The following is an 18,647-nucleotide window of genomic DNA, read 5'->3' as shown; positions in this document are numbered from 1 at the left end:
CTCAGCCATGTGCTGGTATCGAAGTATGCCGATCATTTACCGCTGTACCGTCAACGTCTGATCTATCAGCGGGCGGGAATCGAGCTTTCTAGATCAACGTTATCTGACTGGATAGGTCGCTGCGGTGTAGAACTGGAACCTCTGGCCAATGCCTTAAAAGAGGTGGTACTACAACAGCAGGTGCTGCATGCAGATGAAACACCGGTCACCATCATGCGGATGGGTGAGAATAATAAAAAACCGAAGAAAGGTTATGTCTGGGCCTATGCCACCACACAGTACAATCCAGTTCAGGCGGTGATCTATGACTTTCAGGATAGTCGTTCAGGCCAGCATGCTGCAGAGTTCTTGAAAGGCTGGCAGGGTTATCTAGTCTGTGATGATTACAGTGGTTATAAAGCACGCTTTAAATCAGGCCAGGTCATTGAGGTGGGCTGCATGGCCCATGCACGTCGTAAATTCCATGAACTGCATGTAACTGGGAAAAGTCAGGTCGCTGAACAGGCATTGGTGCTGATTCAGAAACTGTATGCGATAGAAGCCGAACTCAGGAAAAAGACCGATGGTACAGCGGAAGACCGCCGCGAATACCGACAACAGCATAGTCAACCAGTGATGCAACAACTATATGAATGGCTCAACCAACATCATCTGACAGTGCCATCGAGTTCTCCCACCGCCAAGGCCATCAATTACACTCTGAAGCGTTGGCCAGCCTTAAGCCGCTATCTGGATGATGGCAATCTACCCATTGACAATAACTGGGCAGAGAACTCAATGCGTCCCTGGGCATTGGGCCGTAAGAACTGGTTGTTTGCAGGTTCGCTGCGCAGTGGACAGCGAGCGGCAAATATCATGACTTTAATCCAGTCAGCAAAGCTGAATGGGTTGGATCCGTATGCCTATCTCAGTGATGTGCTGAAAAGGCTGCCGACGCATAAAGCGACCCAAATAGAAGAATTACTACCACATCGCTGGAAATCCAACTCAAATTAAAAAATAGGCATGGGGTTCAGCGGACGCTTACATTTCTACAACAAAAAAAATGCTTCCATTCGGAAGCATTTTTTATCTGGGTTAGTTTTATGGCATAAATCCAAAAGACTGACTAAGAAACGACTAAGATTGATGTCGTTCTAAAATCTGTTGGCTCATAAGCGCATAAACTTCGGCAAGTGCATGTTGCTGCCCCGCTGCCAACAAGTCCTGATGCATCTTTAAAATATTTTGATCACCACGCATGGCAGGCCCTGTTTGCATGTGACGAGGCTCATTTTGTGTGGCTTTGTGTGCAGTTTCCAAAATTAAGGGGTACAGCAAGCTGAAATCCACTTGTTTTGCATCCACCACTTGTTTAGCCATGTCATAACAATAATTACTAAAATTGCAAGCAAATACGGCAGCTAAATGCAAACTCAAACGCTGCTCTGAAGTGTAGGCATAAACACGACTACTTAGGCTATTTGCCAAATTGAATAAAACCTGCTGATCTTCGGAAAATACAGCTTCTATAAATAATGGCGTTTGTGACCAATCAATTTCACGCTCCAAACTAAAAGTTTGTAAAGGATAAAACACCCCTGAACGCGCATGATGTTGTTGCAAAACATCTAACTTGGTACTGCCTGAAGTGTGCACAACCAAAGCATGGCTTAAATAAGGATGAATATCCTGAATCACCTGTGCAATGGCCTGATCACTTACAGCAATAATCACCAAATCAACTTCTGCATTTAATTCAGAAACTTGCGCAATTGCTGCTGCACCAACTTGCGTAGCCAAGTGCTGTGCCTTGTCCAGACTGCGGCTATAAATTTGCACAATTTGATGCTGTGCTTTTAAAACATGGGACAAATGGTGTGCAACACGGCCTGCACCAATCAAACTAATACGCATAAACTTTTTAAGTGAAGTAATTTGCTCAAGCATGCCAATAAAAAAAGGACGAAGCAATTCGTCCTGATGTTTTTGTTTAAGCGCGCATCAATTTTAAAATTGACGCAAAGTTAAAATCTGCTCACTACGCCCAAATGGGCCTTGGGTATCATGCAAAATTCCGCTGGTCAGCCCGATTCCATCTTCACCATATTGTTGTGTCACTTCCAAGCCCAACCATTCGCCTTGCGGTAAACGATGTAAATGAATTTGTAAATCCAAGTTTGGAAAACCCCAACCTTCATTTGGATCTAGACGTGGTACGACCCCATTGGCGGTATCTACCATGCCCATTAAACGAACAAAACTAGATGTAGCTTGATTTTCAACCATTTCCAATTGGTTTCTTAGCCAGACAATGCCCTTGCCTGCACGACGGTCTAAATGTGCTCGGGTTTCAATACTTTGAATATAGCCTCCCGGCCAGCAACGCATACCATCCCAATTGGCCAAATATTCAGGGTTTTCTACAGGTAAGTCTTCTAGCCCTGCAATTGCACGTGTGTCTGAGGTTTTCATTTTCCATGCGCGCGCCACAATACAGGTTTTCCCTTCGGCACACATTTCAGCTTCAATCAGTTCAATGGTTTTGCCTGGACGAATCATACGGGTAGTGATCGTAAACTCCCCAGCAGCAATTAAGCCAAAAATATCTAAACTGACCCGACCAATTCGCATATCATCACGTGGCATAAACTGTTCTAGTTCTGCACATAAAATACCCGTTGCAGGTGCCATGTGCTGCTCATGCGGATTCCACGCACCTTGTGCATGAATATTGGAACGATAGTGCGTAGTGCAGCTTCCATCTGCATGCTGTTCACGGTTAAGTAAAGTGTAATATGCTGACATTTTTTCCTCTTTCCCTGATACGAATATTTTTATATGGATACGATTTAGAGTGCTGCTCGCAGCATTAAGATTAATAGTTAAATCACATTATTTATAACCTATTTTTGCGCAAAAAAACCATAATAATTCATAATTTGACAATAGGTCTTAGACTGTCTAAAACCCACTTGAGTGAGTAATGACTGCTGTGCTTCTGCAGAAATTAAATGAAAATCATCGGCCAGTCGTGCAATCATTTTTTCTGCCTGTAGCACGGTTAAACCACTCTCTAGTGCCAAGTTTTGCATCCAGCGTAGTTCAATGTTTTCAGTCTGCTGCATCAGATCATAGCTTAATAAAATACCCCTAGGTTTTAATGTTTGGTAAATATCTTGAAAGAATGATTTTTTTTCTGCCACAGGTACAAAATGCGCCACCAAAATCGCTAATGCCGCATCAAACTGCAAGTTTTCTACCTGTGCTTGCTGAGCAAATTGCTGCGTGTCTGCCTGTATAAAACGGACACGTTCATACCCTGCCACAGACTGAATATTTTTTTCTGCCTGGTGCAACATACTTAAAGATGGGTCGATTGCGCTAAATTGCCACTGCGGATGCTGCTGCAACAAATACTGCAACTCATAACCTGTGCCACAACCCACTACTAAAAGCTGTGCATTTTCAGGCAAATGACTGCTTAAAATCGCATTGAGTTGCTGATGTACCAATTCATAGCCAGGAATGAGTTTCCGAATATGACTGTCATAGCCTGCAACCACGTTTGCACTGTGAAAATCTTTTGCCATATCACATGATTCTTATTTAATTTACTAACATCAAAACTTAATATTTTTTTTAAAAGCGGCTTAAGCCACTGCCATTGCATCTACAGATAATTCTGCAACGGTTGGTTTGGCACGTTCAGGAACTAAACCTAGCTTTTGGAACAGCTGTTTGTCTTTGCCTTCGCCTGCATTTGGTGTAGTGAGTAACTTTTCACCTGAAAATAACGAGTTTGCACCTGCCATAAAGGCCAAAGCCTGATCTGAATCTGACAATGATTCACGCCCTGCAGATAAACGAATGTAACTGTTTGGCATAATAATACGCGTAACCGCAATGGTACGAATCCACTCAATCACATCTAGTTTTTCTACTTCAGCCAACGGTGTACCTTCAATCGGCACTAACATATTGATCGGCACAGATTCAGGGTGTAATGGCAATGTCGCCAATTCATGCAATAAACCAATACGGTCTTGGGTGTCTTCACCTAAACCAACAATACCGCCACTACACACTTTCATACCAGTTTGACGCACAATGTCTAAGGTATTTAAACGATCGTCAAAGCTGCGAGTGCTGATCACATTAGGATAATATTCACGCGACGTGTCGAGGTTGTGATTGTAATAGTCCAAGCCAGCATCTTTTAAACGCTCTGCCTGAGATTGATTCAGCATGCCTAAAGTCATACAGGTTTCTAAACCCAGTGCCTTTACTTCACGTACCATTTCCAACACATAAGGCATATCACGTTCATGTGGGTTACGCCATGCAGCGCCCATACAAAAACGTGAAGAGCCTGATTCTAAAGCTTCTTTGGCCTCTTGAATGACTTTTTCAACGGCAATGCGTTTTTCAGCTTCTAGTTGTGAATCATAATGCGCAGACTGCGAGCAGTATTTACAGTCTTCAGGGCATTTGCCTGTTTTAATGGACAATAAGGTACTGACTTGTACAGTATTGGCAGCAAAATGTTGGCGATGCATACGCTGTGCTTCAAAGACCAAATCTAGAAAAGGCTGTTCATATAACTGCTGAATTTCTTCTCGGGTCCAATCATTACGTACGGTCATCATTTTCATCCTTGATCATTGCGCTTCGCTCTTATACTTTGCGGTATCTTTTCACTATTGAGCAGACGCTATATTTTTGATTTTATTTACCCTTTATCTCCACACAAGAAATAAAGGGTGTGTACTGACAACATAACATGCGGATGCACCGCTTATTGTCTTAATAAAGACCTTAAGCGATTTCCTTTAAATTCAACTCTTCACGCATAAATTCACGTAATTTAAATTTCTGTGCCTTGCCTGAAGCAGTCATTGGAAATTCACTAAAGAAGCGTACATAGCGTGGGACTTTATTGTGCGAAATGTGTTCTGCACAATATTTACGAATCACTTCTTCGGTACATTCATGGTGTTCATGCAAAATAATACAGGCACACAGCTCTTCGCCATAACGATGATCTGGCACACCAATCACTTGCACATCACAAACTGCATCGTGGGTATATAAGAAATCTTCAATTTCTTTCGGGAATAAGTTTTCTCCACCACGAATCACCACATCTTTAATGCGACCTTTGATTTTCACAAAGCCTTCATCGTCCATTTCTGCAATGTCGCCTGTGTGCATCCAACGTGCAACATCAATGACTTCCTGGGTTTTGTCATGTTCATCCCAATAGCCTAGCATTACCGAATAGCCGCGCACACATAATTCACCTAATTGCCCACGGGGTACAACTTTGCCATCTTCATCCACAATTTTAACTTCCAAGTGTGGATGCACTCGACCGACTGTACTGACACGGCGTTCTACCGAATCATCCGTCGAACTTTGTGCGCTCACAGGTGCTGTTTCGGTCATGCCATAACAAATGGTGATTTGTGACATGTGCATGCGGTCTATCACACGTTGCATAATTTCTTGCGGGCATGGACTGCCTGCCATAATGCCTGTACGCAAGCTAGACAAATCAAATTCATCAAACTGCTCATGCTCTAAAATGGCAATAAACATGGTTGGCACACCATAAGCAGCCGTACATTTTTCTTGCTGAATGGCTTTTAAGGTATCGAGTGGATTAAACACTGCGGATGGATAGACCATGGTTGAGCCATGTGTGATACAGGCCAAATTGCCCATCACCATCCCAAAACAGTGGAATAACGGCACTGAAATACATACACGATCTTGCGGACTTAAATGAATCGCCTCTCCCACAAAATAACCATTATTTAAAATGTTGTTGTGGGTCAGCATGGTACCTTTCGGATTGCCTGTCGTGCCTGAGGTAAATTGAATATTGATGGTTTCATCAAACTGCAATTCACTGGCAATTTGATCTAGCTTTTTCAGCATGTGCGTGGTTGGACTTGGTAGTAAATCCTGAAAACGATGAATACCTGTATGGCTCTGCTCATCAATTTTAATCACATGCTTTAAATGTGGTAATCGCTTAGCATTGAGGACTTTGTTTTCTGCCAGACACAGCTCAGGCGCAATTTTGGTGAGAATTTCCTGATAATTGGTGCTTTTAAATTGCGATGCAATAACCAAACCCTTACAGGAAACCTTGTTCAGCACAAATTCCAATTCATTGCTTTTATAAGCAGGGTTCAAGTTGACCAAAATCACCCCTGCCTTGAAGGCTGCGAATTGAGTGATTGTCCATTCCACACAATTCGGAGACCAAATGGCAAGGCGGTCACCTTTCTTAAAACCGAGTTTTAATAAGCTACAGGCAAAGGCATTGACCTGTTGCTGGAGTTGCTTATAAGTCAAACGCACATTTTGATGCACGCTTACCAAAGCATCCTGATCTGCATATTGCTGGCAAGCCTGATCAAACTTTTCACCAATAGTCATACCTAACAAAGGCTGATTACTGGTGCCATAGGCATAACTTAACCGTACTTGTGTCATTGAATCGATCTCCTTGATTCTTTGTAATTCTGTTTTCCAACACTATTAATTGTTCTATGACGACGATTACTTTTTTGCCTATTCTGTGCTTTGTTCTTATTTCCCTCCTTCCTGTTTCCGCACTGCATTCACACAAAAATCGGCAATTTGTTTAACAAAGTAATCTTTATAATTTTGATCAAACATTACATTGCGAGAAGGATTCAAAGGTTCAATCACCACAAAGGTCATGGATCCAACCACACCTAAAGCTGCAGTGTTTAAATCTTCAAAATCAAACTCACCATTGACTTTTCCTTCAGCCAAAATCTCCTTGATGCTTTGTTTGATCAGTTGTTTACTGCGAAAACGCTCATGTTCCATTTCTGGGTCTACAGGCTCGAACATTAACGAATACGCCAATTGGGGGCTGTTCATCGCACGCTTCACAAAAGTTGTAACTGATTTTTGCAATTTTTGTTTTGGCGTTAAATCTGACTTCGCAATGTGGTCCAAAATTTCAACTTCACGACGAATAGCAGCCGATAAAACTTCAATCAGAATCTGACTTTTATTTTCAAAGTAGCGATACACCAAACCTGTAGACACGCCTGCGCGTTCTGCAATGGCTTGTATAGACGCTTCTTTAAAGCCCCCATGAGCAATAAGTTCACGAGCAGAATCTAAAATCGCATTGCGATTTTGTTCCATACGTTCCTGCATCAATGAAGATCTTTTATAACTCATATCTTATTCTCAACCAGATAAAATGAATTGTAAATCATTTTGTGAATTTTAGTTCACTTTTTTAAATTTTCGATGTATGTTAGAACCTAAGCACAACAATAATGCTTGTTTTAGGAACAACAAATATAACCTCAGGATGGATGAATACATGAATTTACAAAGCTTAGACTTCGGTTTGGATGAAACCTTAATCGCACTGCGTGATTCAATCGCTGCTTTTTGTGCAAAAGAAATTGCACCCATTGCACAACAGGTCGATCGTGATAACGAATTCCCTGCCCAGCTTTGGAAAAAATTTGGCGATATGGGCTTACTTGGCTTGACCGTGAGTGAAGAATACGGCGGCACCAACTTAGGCTATTTGGCTCACATCATTGCCATGCAAGAAATTTCTCGTGCATCAGCATCCATTGGTTTGTCTTACGGTGCTCATTCTAACCTATGTGTGAACCAAATTAAGCGAAATGGGACAGAAGAACAGAAGCAGCGCTATTTACCAAAATTAGTTTCAGGTGATTATGTCGGTGCATTGGCTATGTCTGAACCCAATGCAGGCTCAGATGTCGTCAGCATGAAGCTAAAAGCAGAAGATAAAGGCGATCATTACTTACTTAACGGCGCAAAAATGTGGATCACCAATGGTGGTGATGCCGATGTTTTGGTGGTGTACGCTAAAACTGATTTACAAGCAGGTGCCAAAGGCATGACGGCATTCCTGATTGAAAAAAATATGCCTGGTTTTAGTCATGGCAGCCATTTAGATAAACTGGGTATGCGTGGCTCGAATACCTATCCACTATTCTTTGACAATGTAGAAGTACCCAAAGAAAACGTCTTGGGTGGTGTAGGCAATGGCGTAAAAGTATTAATGAGCGGCTTAGACTATGAACGTGCTGTTTTAAGTGCTGGTCCTTTAGGCATTATGGATGCCTGCATGGACACCGTGATTCCTTATATTCATGAGCGCAAACAGTTTGGTCAGGCACTAGGTGAGTTTCAGCTGATGCAAGGCAAAATTGCCGATATGTATTCAACTTGGCTGGCATGTAAAGCACTCGTTTATGCCGTAGGCGCAGAATGTGACAAAGCTGAACACAGCCGCAGTTTACGTAAAGATGCAGCCAGTGCAATTTTATATGCAGCAGAAAAAGCCACTTGGATGGCAGGTGAAACCATTCAAACTTTGGGTGGCAATGGCTATATCAACGAATTCTCTGCAGGACGTTTATGGCGTGATGCCAAACTCTATGAAATTGGCGCAGGTACTTCAGAGATTCGCCGCATGCTGATTGGCCGTGAACTGTTTAACGAAACTGCCTAAAGAATAAATCACAAAAATAGACAAGGATGTTGGCATGAATCAATTACAGAGCAAAATTAATATTCGCAGCGACGAGTTCAAAAACAATCAGGCTGCTATGCAAGCATTGGTCGATGACCTGAGAGAAAAAGTCCAAAAAATTGCTTTGGGTGGTGATGAAACGGCACGCCAAAAACATTTAGACCGAGGCAAATTGCTGCCACGTGAACGGATTGACCACTTAATTGATCCTGGCACCGCATTTATTGAAATTGGCCAATTGGCTGCGTATCAGGTCTACCAGGATGATGTACCTGCTGCGGGTGTGGTTGCAGGCGTGGGTCAGGTGAATGGCGTGACCTGCATGATCATTGCCAACGATGCCACCGTAAAAGGTGGAACTTACTACCCACTGACCGTGAAAAAGCATTTACGTGCACAGGAAATTGCCGAACAGAATCACCTGACTTGTATTTATTTGGTCGATTCGGGCGGTGCATATTTACCGCTACAAGATGAAGTCTTTCCAGACCGTGATCACTTCGGACGCATTTTCTATAATCAGGCCCGCATGTCGAGCATGGGTATTGCCCAAATTGCAGTGGTGATGGGAAGCTGTACTGCAGGTGGCGCTTATGTACCTGCTATGTCAGATGAAACCATTATTGTACGCAATCAGGGGACAATCTTCTTGGGCGGCCCACCGCTGGTAAAAGCAGCTACCGGTGAAGTCGTTTCAAGTGAAGACTTGGGTGGTGGTGATGTGCACACTCGCCTTTCAGGTGTGGCAGACCACTTGGCAGAAAATGATGAACATGCCTTGGCGATTGCCCGTAACATTGTGGCGAACTTAAACAAAAAGCCAAACCCACAACCAGAGCAGGTAGAAGCACCGTTATTTGATGCCTCTGAACTGTATGGCATTGTACCGACTGATGCACGTAAACCATTTGATGTACGTGAAGTGATTGCCCGCATCGTCGATGGTTCACGTTTTGACGAATTTAAAGCCCGCTTTGGCACTACATTAATTACGGGTTTTGCCAAACTCTATGGTATGCCTGTCGGAATTATTGCCAACAATGGCATTTTATTTTCCGAGTCGGCACAAAAAGGCGCACACTTTATTGAACTGTGTACCCAACGCAGCATTCCCCTGCTATTTATTCAAAATATCACAGGCTTTATGGTGGGGCGCCAATACGAAAATGAAGGTATCGCTAAAAATGGTGCCAAACTGGTGATGGCAGTGGCGACAGCCAATGTACCTAAACTGACTTTAGTGATTGGTGGTTCTTTTGGTGCAGGTAACTATGGCATGTGTGGTCGTGCCTACTCGCCACGCTTTATGTGGACATGGCCAAACTCCCGTATTTCGGTAATGGGTGGTGAACAGGCATCGAGTGTTCTTTCAACATTAAAACGCGACCAGATTGAAGCCAAAGGTGGTAGCTGGTCGGCAGAAGAAGAAGACCAATTTAAACAGCCAATTCGTGATCAATACGAGCGTCAGGGTCATCCATATTATGCTTCTGCACGTTTATGGGATGACGGTGTGATTGATCCTGCTCAGTCGCGTGAAGTGTTGGCTTTAAGTTTGGCTGCTGCTCTAAATGCCCCAATCCAACCGACCAAGTTTGGCGTGTTCCGCATGTAAGAGGTGACAAAATGGATTATCAATTTTTACAACTCGAACAGCAAAATCAAGTGGCTACGGTTTGGATTAATCGTGCGGAGCTTCACAATGCCTTCAATACCCAAGTGATTGAAGAATTACATGCCTGCTTTCTGCAGTTGAATACGCGTGAGGATGTGCGTGTCGTAATTTTAGCTGGACGCGGCAAAAGCTTCTCTGCAGGCGCAGACCTGAACTGGATGAAACAGGCAGGTCAAGCCTCTGAAGCAGAAAACCAAGCCGATGCCTTAAAACTGGCGAGAATGCTGCAAAGTTTAGCCACTTTAAAGCAGCCGACTATTGCCCGCGTGCATGGCATTGCCTTTGGTGGTGGTATGGGCTTGGCCTCTGCCTGTGATATTTGTGTTGCCAGCACGGATGCCAAATTTGCTACATCCGAAGTACGTTTAGGACTGGCTCCATCCACGATTAGTCCGTATGTAATTCGTGCCATTGGTGCACGTCAGGCATCCCGCTACTTTTTAACGGCAGAACGTATTTCTGCAGAACAGGCTCAGCAGATTGGTTTGGCACATGAAGTGGCAGCACCAGAACAGCTAGACAGCAAAATTGATGACATTGTACAAGCCCTCTTACTGGGTGGCCCAGACGCACAGCATGCCTCTAAACAACTAATTCAGATGGTCAATCAGCAAGTCTTGACCGAAGACTTATTGCAACAAACTGCACAGCATATTGCGCATATTCGCCAAGGAGATGAGGCGAAAAATGGCTTAAATGCATTTTTGAATAAACAAAGCCCGGCTTGGATCAAGACCACGGCATAATAAAAGAAGGATCGCACTATGTTTGAAAAGATTTTAATTGCCAACCGTGGTGAAATTGCCTGCCGTGTGATTCGTACGGCAAAAAAACTCGGTATTGCCACGGTCGCAGTCTACTCAGATGCTGATGCACAATCACAGCATGTCAAACTGGCAGATGAAGCCATTTATATTGGCGAATCCCCTGCGGCACAAAGTTATTTACAAGTTGACCGTATTATTCAGGCGGCTAAAAGTACCGGTGCGCAAGCCATTCATCCGGGTTATGGTTTCTTGTCTGAAAATGACCAGTTTGCCCTTGCCTGTAAAGACAACAATATTGTCTTTATTGGCCCGCCTGTTGAAGCCATTCTAGCAATGGGGCTTAAGGCCACTTCTAAAGCTTTAATGGAAAAAGCAGGCGTGCCACTAACGCCGGGCTACCACGGCACCAATCAGGATGCAGCTTTCTTAAAGCAACAAGCCGACAGCATTGGCTATCCGGTATTGATTAAAGCCAGCGCAGGCGGTGGTGGTAAAGGTATGCGTCTGGTTGAACGCAGTGAAGACTTTCTGAGCTCACTTGCCTCATGTAAGAGTGAAGCACGCTCTAGTTTTGGCAATGAAGATGTACTAATTGAACGCTATGTGATTCAGCCACGCCATATTGAAGTTCAGGTTTTTGGCGATACTCACGGCAACTATGTGCACTTATTCGAGCGTGATTGCTCGGTGCAACGTCGTCATCAAAAAGTGCTTGAAGAAGCACCTGCGCCTAAAATGCCAGAAGACAAACTCGAAACCATGCGCCAAGCTGCGATTGATGCTGCACGTGCCGTGAATTATGTGGGTGCAGGTACAGTCGAGTTTATTGTCGAGCAAGATGGTACGGCGTATTTCATGGAAATGAATACCCGCCTACAGGTAGAACACCCAGTCACTGAAATGATTACAGGACAGGACTTGGTAGAGTGGCAATTGCGAGTGGCCTTTGGTGAACCCTTACCAAAACAGCAGCATGAATTGCAAATTCACGGTCATGCCCTCGAAGCACGTGTCTATGCCGAAGAACCAGAAAAAGGCTTTATCCCCGCCATTGGTCAAATCAGCTACCTGCATTATCCAGAGCAAAATGATGCTGTGCGCGTAGACAGCGGTATTGTCGAAGGTGATGAAATCAGCACCTACTACGACCCAATGATTGCCAAACTGATTGTCTGGGGCAAAAACCGTGAAGCTGCATTAACACAAATGCACCATGCTTTAGGTCAGTTCCATGTCGATGGTTTGGGCAATAACATTGCCTTTTTAGATCGCTTAGTGCTGTGTGATTCTTTTAAAAATGCCAATTTGGATACAGGCCTGATTCAACGTGAAGAAGCATTTTTACTCAATGCAAAACCTGAAGTGGCTACCGAAACGATTGTTGCTGCTGCGTTAATTGAAGTACTGTCTCGTATACAAAACAACAAAGCGGCAAACAACACAGTTTGGCAAAAAGATCACTTCTGGCGTTTAAACCTACAAAACGCCTACACAGTGCAATTACAGTGCAATGACCAAACACTCAAAATTCAATTAAAACCACAATCATCAGGTTTTGAAGCACACTTCAATGGGCAAACACTGAACGTTCAGGGCAAGCTTTTAGATGCGCATCGTCTACAGCTTTGTGTGAATGGTCAGCAACAAAAATTGGCTTTCAATCAAAACGCCCAAGGCATCACCCTATTCCAAAATGGTCAGCGCCATGTGTTTGGCTATGTGCAAGCTAATTTTAAAGGTGATGATCAACAAGACAATGACAACAACTTGACCGCACCAATGCCAGGTGTGATTACCCAAGTCTTGGTCGCAGCCAATGCTCGTGTGAAAAAAGATGATGTGTTAATGACCCTTGAAGCCATGAAAATTGAATATTCAATTCGTGCACCTTTTGATGGCATTGTGGCAAGCTCATATTTCCAAGCAGGTGATCAGGTCAAAGCCGGTGATGAACTGGTCGAGTTTGAAGCCTTGACGGAGGAAGTTGCATGACTGAATTTGTCAAAATTGTAGAAGTTGGACCACGTGATGGTCTGCAAAATGAGAAAACACCACTCACATTGGCAGACCGCAAAAACCTGATTTTGGATTTAATGCAAACGGGTTTAAAAAACATCGAAGTTGGCTCCTGTGTTTCAGCCAAATGGGTACCGCAAATGGCAGACAGCGATGTGCTGTTTGCCGAGTTACCCAAAGACCCGAACATTCAATTCAGTTTACTCACGCCAAATTTAAAAGGTTTTGAGTCGGCTTTAGCAGTAGGTTGCAAAGAGGTTGCGGTTTTTACCGCAGCTTCTGAAAGCTTTACCCGTAAAAACATCAACTGTTCGATTGATGAGAGTCTGGAAAAGTTTAGTGATGTGATGCGCCTCGCCAAAGCACATGATATTCAAGTACGTGGTTATGTATCTTGTATGGTGGACTGCCCTTATGAAGGTGCAATTGAGCCGAAACAGGTCGCTAAAGTCACTCAGCAATTATTGGACATGGGGTGTTATGAAGTGTCCTTGGGTGAAACCATTGGCACAGCAACCCCAGACCGTGTACAAAAAGTTTGGAATGCTTGCTTGGCACAAGTCGATACCAAAGTTCTGGCAGGTCATTTCCATAATACCTATGGTATGGCGATTGCCAATATTTATCAGTCACTCTTACAAGGCATTCGGGTATTTGACTCATCCATTGCCGGTCTAGGCGGTTGCCCATACGCCAAAGGTGCTTCGGGCAATGTCTCGACTGAGGATTTGTATTATCTACTCTCCAACATGGGCTTTGAAACGGGTATTCAGGTGGATGCTTTAATGCAGGCTAGCCGTAATATCAGCGAAGTATTGCAGCGCAACAATCCCTCCAACTATGCCAATGCTTATTGGCAAAAGGCCTGTGCTTAAAGCCCAAATCTGTATGAACAATGCTTTATAAGCAACAAATGCAACGGCAAGTGAATGCCGTATAGAAAATAAATAGAGGTGACAAATGTCCAATAAAGTATATGACAGCGCACAAGCTGCATTAAATGGTGTGGTGCAGGATGGACAGACCTTAGCGGTTGGCGGTTTTGGTTTATGTGGCATTCCAGAAGCCCTGATTGCCGCGCTCAAAGCTACAGGCGCAAAACAACTAACTTGCATTTCTAATAATGCAGGGGTCGATGGTTTTGGTTTAGGTCTATTACTTGAAACCAAACAAATTAAAAAAATGATTTCGTCTTATGTCGGTGAAAATAAAGAATTTGAACGCCAATTTTTAAATGGCGAATTGGAAGTCGAACTCACCCCACAAGGTACACTGGCTGAAAAATTACGTGCAGGCGGTGCAGGTATTCCTGCATTTTTCACTCCTACAGGTGTTGGTACGGTCATTGCAGAAGGCAAAGAAGTCCGTGAATTTAATGGCAAAGACTATATTTTAGAAGAATCCTTAACGGCAGATGTCGCTTTAGTTAAAGCCTATAAAGCAGATAAGGCTGGCAATTTGATTTTCCGTAAAACCGCACAAAACTTTAATCCAGTCTGTGCCATGGCGGGCAAAATCACCATTGCAGAGGTTGAGGAAATTGTAGAGATTGGCGATTTAGAACCCGATGAAATTCACCTCCCGGGGATTTATGTGAATCGCATTGTCCTGAATGCAACTCCAGAAAAACGTATTGAACAAATGACTTTAAAGGCGGAGGCTTAATCACATGGCTTGGACGCGTAATCAAATGGCGCAACGCGCCGCACAAGAATTAGAAGATGGTTTTTATGTCAATTTAGGTATTGGTTTGCCAACACTGGTAGCCAACTATATTCCTGACCATATTAATGTCTGGTTGCAGTCTGAAAATGGCTTGCTCGGTATTGGTGAATTTCCGACTGAGGCTACGGTAGATGCCGACCTGATCAATGCTGGAAAACAGACAGTCACCGCGCGTAAAGGTGCCGCCTTTTTCTCTAGTGCAGACTCCTTTGCCATGATTCGTGGCGGACACGTCAATATCGCCATTTTAGGTGCAATGGAAGTTTCAGAAACTGGTGATCTGGCCAACTGGATGATTCCGGGCAAAAAAGTTAAAGGTATGGGCGGTGCAATGGATTTGGTTGCAGGCGTGCAAAAAGTCGTGGTACTGATGGAACACTGCGCCAAAGATGGCACCCCTAAAATTGTATCGCAGTGCAGTTTACCACTTACGGGTAAAGCGGTGGTGCATCGTATCATTACCGATTTAGGCGTTTTAGATATTACTCCACAAGGGGTAAAACTGGTCGAACTTGCACCCGATGTCAGCTTTGATGAAATTCAAAAAGTTACAGGTGTAGCCTTAGAAAAAATAGCGGCTTAATGTGCTTTCCGTCTTTTAATCCCCTTCTCCTCAGTAAGTTTTGAGGCAATGCTTTAAAACTTACTGAGGAAAGGTTTTATTTTATATTGACTCTCAGACTTTTATTTTACTGAACATCTTTTTACTGAACATCTTTCATACATCCGTTTAAGCGCATAATTCAGTCCGCCTTCTCCAAGTCTTCTCCCCAAGATGGGGGTATTTTCAATATTCATTGAACTGATCATTTATGATTAGTTTTTGATTATGAAAACGTTTTACTTAACTCAAAAATCATTTTCGATTTTGATATTTGAATAATGCTTCGATATTGATCAGCAATAAAAAAAGCCCTCACTTCACAAAGTAAAGGCTGAGTACAAAGTCAATGCTACAAGAAAATGAAACCGTTTTTAAGGTTGTGCTACCTTCTGTTCCACTACACCTGCATCTTCCACACTACGTACGGTACCCGTATCTACATTCAATACTTCAAACTCAATACGGCGGTTTTTAAATTGACCTTCTGGGGTTGCATTGGCCGCAATGGGTTGTTCTGACCCAAAGCCTACTGCTTGCAACTGACCTGGGTTTACACCACGCGATACCAAATAATCCACCACAGCCTGTGCACGTTGTTGTGACAAGGTTTTATTGGCATTGGCATCACCCACGGCATCGGTATGCCCTTTCACTGTTAAATGAACTTGTGATGCACGCTGCATCAATACCGCAGCCTGATCTAAAATAGACTTATTGGCTTCTGGAATTTGTGTAGATGCAGAGTCAAAATTAATAATTTGCATGTTCAATGCAGTCGCAATATCTAAGGCTTGAATATTGTCAGGATTAATCGCAGCTAAAGCCTGTTCAGCATTGCTAATACTTGTAGTAACAGCATGATTGACATCTGTTTGTGCGGTTTCTACCGGTTGCTGAGTCACCACCGTCATGTTTTTAGCCAATGGACGGATTTGACCCGCTAAACGCTCTGCATCGGCAGGATTAGCTGCCTGAATTGAAAGTTGATTACCTACCCAATTTAAATTGACATTCGGTACACCCTTCAGCATTTTTAAAACACTCGGAATAACGTCTTGATCAATAAACTCTGAGTGATAATTTGCATAATTTTCCGCACCACAACCCGTTGGATGATTGAAAATTTGCTTCACCTCTTTTTGTAGAATTTCCATATAGCTTGGATTATTCAGCAAAATTTGACAGGTAATTAAATTGCCATCACTGCCCGTACTGACTTGTAACATTGCAGCCTGATTAGCTGCCACTTGTGTCTGCGTGGTTGCAGGGACTTGATCACGATCACTACATGCGCGGAATAAAAATGCCAATAAGCCAATTAAAATAATTAAAGCCAAAATTGGCAATAACCACGAACGACGTTCTTCTACGGGTTCAGCCACAACCACTTCTGGCGCTTGGTGCATCGTCTGCCCTGCAGCATTATTTACACCTAAAGCGGCCAATAATGCTGTTGCCCATTGAGGTAAAGCTGCCTGAATTGAATCTAAATTGTTTTGCAATAAATGTTGAATCGCAACTGGGTCTGATGAGCCTGCCTGATTTTCAAGAAAGTTTAAGCTAGGTGCAATTGAACGATTCAGTGTATTTTCAATTTCGGCTTGTGGTGCTGTGCCACTCACCATATCCATAAACTGCTGTTTTAAAGACAAGTTTGAACCAAAGACATCGCCCACACGAGGGTTAAGCTGTCGATGCAAATTATCTATTAATTCAGGACGTGAATTTAAAATAGACAATAAAATGGGATAAAAGCTATTCAGTGCCTGATTTTTTTCAAGCAAATGCTGGGTTTCCCCTTCTAATACAATAGATGAGACACTTTGTTTGAGTAGGTCAATAAAATCTGTTTGCATATACAGCCCTCTTTTTTGTCTTTGTTTTCAAGTTGTTTTTTAGTGTATATGCTTAAAATTTAAACAAATGTAATAAATTGTGGTGTTTTGATTTTGTTATGAAATTTGCGTCAACGGAGTGTTGGCTTTCTATTTTTCAATCGCATAAAAAAGCCAGCCGAAGCTGACTTTTATCTAAACTTGAAAATAAAATATCAATCAGAGCAAATTAAGCTGTAAAAACGCGTAATGCCTTGCCTTTCACCACTTGGTTAATTAAAGGCGTATTTTTACCTTGTGACACAATTGTTTCTTTGTTCAGTGTCCATTCCACTTCAGGATCAACCAAGACCCAACCTGCTTCTTGTTCCCAGCGACTTTGCATTTTTGCCACACGTGCAGGAGCAAGCGTCACTTTTTCCACCCATTCCAACGGACTGAACAAGCCTTCTTGAATCAACTGAATTCCAAATGGAATATAAGTATCAAAGGCAGTGAAACCCGACAAGGTATCAGCAAATGGCGCCATTTTGGCAGAACTGTTTAATGGTTCGTGGTGGGTACAAATTGCATCAATCACACCATCTTTTACGCCTTGACGTAACAAGTCTTTGTCTTGCTCTGAACGTAATGGTGGACGCACATGCGCCAAAGAGTTAAAGCCATCAATAATTTGATCGGTTAAATGCAATTGATGCATCGCCACATCACAAGTCACTGGTAAACCTTTGGCTTTGGCATTTTTAATCAGCTCGACTGATGCCCCGCATGACAATAAACCAAAGTGTGCACGTACGCCTGTAGCTTCAATCATGAGTAGATATTTAGCAATTGCCACGGTTTCTGCCAAAGTTGGAATCATAGGCAAACCCTGACGTGATGCAATAAAGCCTTCATGCACACATCCATCTTTAGCAATTTGCGGTTCTTCGGCATAAAACACCACGGTCATGTCCAAACCTGCAGCATATTCCAGTGTGCGAATCACGACATCATCATCTTCAAAAGGCGCATTGGCATTGGACACTGCACTACAGCCGCCTTTTTTCAGTCCCGCCATATTGGCAGGCTGCTTGCCGTTTAAACCTTGAGTTTGTGCACCAATCACTTCTAAATAAATGCCGCCATCCAACATGGCTTTTTCGACCAAACCATGAATAAGCGCACCATTATCTTGCACAATCGGTTTAGAATCAGGCGGGGTAAATAAGTGCAGGATGCCATTTTCACGTGCGGCCTTGCCTTCAGATTTGAGCGTGCCATGTTGTTGCTGACCAGGTTCACGTAAACGTGCGCATAAATCTACCATGGTTGGCATGAGCCATTTGCCTTGAGCATCAATGCTTTCGCTAATATCTGCACTTTCTGCAACCAACTTGCCATTTTCAAGATATACCGTTTGCACGCGGTCAATTTGCTGGATTGGGTCAAGCACACGTACATTTTCAATTTTTACAATCGCCATGACTTT

Annotated in this window: 16 protein-coding genes; 8 read left to right on the top strand and 8 right to left on the bottom strand. The window is 43.2% G+C overall.

Features of this window, described 5'->3' with window-relative positions; genetic code table 11:
• Positions 1-996, top strand: a 996-nt coding sequence (locus HHA41_RS08005; RefSeq protein WP_168461297.1) for an IS66 family transposase, incomplete at its 5' end; no start/stop codon positions are given.
• A gap of 123 nt (positions 997-1,119) precedes the next feature.
• On the opposite strand, the gene HHA41_RS08000 is transcribed toward HHA41_RS08005, so the two are convergent.
• The 6 genes from HHA41_RS08000 to HHA41_RS07975 all read right to left on the bottom strand — a co-directional run bounded on the left by HHA41_RS08000 (position 1,120) and on the right by HHA41_RS07975 (position 7,212).
• On the bottom strand, positions 1,120-1,896 hold the full coding sequence (locus HHA41_RS08000; protein WP_168461306.1) for a Rossmann-like and DUF2520 domain-containing protein: 777 nt from the start codon (positions 1,894-1,896) through the stop codon (positions 1,120-1,122).
• Between the two features lie 93 nt (positions 1,897-1,989).
• Positions 1,990-2,787: a thioesterase family protein gene (locus HHA41_RS07995; protein ID WP_168419157.1), complete on the bottom strand. Its 798-nt coding sequence runs from the start codon at positions 2,785-2,787 to the stop codon at positions 1,990-1,992.
• A 98-nt stretch (positions 2,788-2,885) separates the two neighbouring features.
• Positions 2,886-3,572, bottom strand: a complete 687-nt coding sequence (locus tag HHA41_RS07990) for a class I SAM-dependent methyltransferase (RefSeq protein WP_168461295.1) — start codon at positions 3,570-3,572, stop codon at positions 2,886-2,888.
• Between the two features lie 60 nt (positions 3,573-3,632).
• Positions 3,633-4,625, bottom strand: a complete 993-nt coding sequence (bioB, locus tag HHA41_RS07985) for a biotin synthase BioB (protein ID WP_168461305.1) — start codon at positions 4,623-4,625, stop codon at positions 3,633-3,635.
• A gap of 172 nt (positions 4,626-4,797) precedes the next feature.
• Positions 4,798-6,486 carry an AMP-binding protein gene (locus HHA41_RS07980; protein WP_168461293.1) on the bottom strand — a complete coding sequence of 563 codons (1,689 nt, stop codon included), beginning with the start codon at positions 6,484-6,486 and terminating at the stop codon, positions 4,798-4,800.
• Positions 6,487-6,582: 96 nt separating this feature from the next.
• On the bottom strand, positions 6,583-7,212 hold the full coding sequence (locus HHA41_RS07975; RefSeq protein WP_092818464.1) for a TetR/AcrR family transcriptional regulator: 630 nt from the start codon (positions 7,210-7,212) through the stop codon (positions 6,583-6,585).
• A gap of 148 nt (positions 7,213-7,360) precedes the next feature.
• Between HHA41_RS07975 and HHA41_RS07970 the strand changes: the two genes are divergently transcribed.
• The 7 genes from HHA41_RS07970 to HHA41_RS07940 all read left to right on the top strand — a co-directional run bounded on the left by HHA41_RS07970 (position 7,361) and on the right by HHA41_RS07940 (position 15,320).
• The gene (locus HHA41_RS07970) at positions 7,361-8,533 is read left to right on the top strand and encodes an isovaleryl-CoA dehydrogenase (RefSeq protein ID WP_104487404.1); all 1,173 of its coding nucleotides are present in this window, start codon (positions 7,361-7,363) and stop codon (positions 8,531-8,533) included.
• 34 nt (positions 8,534-8,567) lie between these two features.
• The gene (locus tag HHA41_RS07965; RefSeq protein ID WP_168461291.1) at positions 8,568-10,169 is read left to right on the top strand and encodes a carboxyl transferase domain-containing protein; all 1,602 of its coding nucleotides are present in this window, start codon (positions 8,568-8,570) and stop codon (positions 10,167-10,169) included.
• Between the two features lie 11 nt (positions 10,170-10,180).
• Positions 10,181-10,975, top strand: a complete 795-nt coding sequence (locus tag HHA41_RS07960; protein WP_104487408.1) for an enoyl-CoA hydratase/isomerase family protein — start codon at positions 10,181-10,183, stop codon at positions 10,973-10,975.
• Positions 10,976-10,993: 18 nt separating this feature from the next.
• Entirely contained in the window at positions 10,994-12,988 is a 1,995-nt protein-coding gene (locus tag HHA41_RS07955; RefSeq protein ID WP_168461289.1) for an acetyl/propionyl/methylcrotonyl-CoA carboxylase subunit alpha, read from the top strand.
• Positions 12,985-13,887 carry a hydroxymethylglutaryl-CoA lyase gene (locus tag HHA41_RS07950; protein ID WP_168461287.1) on the top strand — a complete coding sequence of 301 codons (903 nt, stop codon included), beginning with the start codon at positions 12,985-12,987 and terminating at the stop codon, positions 13,885-13,887. Before HHA41_RS07955 ends, HHA41_RS07950 begins: the two co-directional genes overlap by 4 nt.
• A gap of 85 nt (positions 13,888-13,972) precedes the next feature.
• Positions 13,973-14,677, top strand: a complete 705-nt coding sequence (locus tag HHA41_RS07945; protein WP_168461285.1) for a CoA transferase subunit A — start codon at positions 13,973-13,975, stop codon at positions 14,675-14,677.
• A 4-nt stretch (positions 14,678-14,681) separates the two neighbouring features.
• Complete coding sequence (locus tag HHA41_RS07940; RefSeq protein WP_168461283.1) at positions 14,682-15,320, top strand: CoA transferase subunit B; 639 nt, start codon at positions 14,682-14,684, stop codon at positions 15,318-15,320.
• Positions 15,321-15,712: 392 nt separating this feature from the next.
• On the opposite strand, the gene HHA41_RS07935 is transcribed toward HHA41_RS07940, so the two are convergent.
• Positions 15,713-17,197: an OmpA family protein gene (locus HHA41_RS07935; protein ID WP_168461281.1), complete on the bottom strand. Its 1,485-nt coding sequence runs from the start codon at positions 17,195-17,197 to the stop codon at positions 15,713-15,715.
• 208 nt (positions 17,198-17,405) lie between these two features.
• Positions 17,406-18,641 (bottom strand): dihydroorotase, encoded by a 1,236-nt coding sequence (locus tag HHA41_RS07930; RefSeq protein WP_168461279.1) that lies wholly within the window; start codon positions 18,639-18,641, stop codon positions 17,406-17,408.
• Positions 18,642-18,647 lie beyond the last annotated feature (6 nt).

The sequence above is a fragment of the Acinetobacter sp. A1 genome, assembly GCF_012371315.1.
In the GTDB taxonomy this organism is placed as follows: domain Bacteria; phylum Pseudomonadota; class Gammaproteobacteria; order Pseudomonadales; family Moraxellaceae; genus Acinetobacter.
The sequence above is the reverse complement of the archived record's forward strand: the minus strand, read 5'-3'. Positions and strand labels throughout refer to the sequence as shown.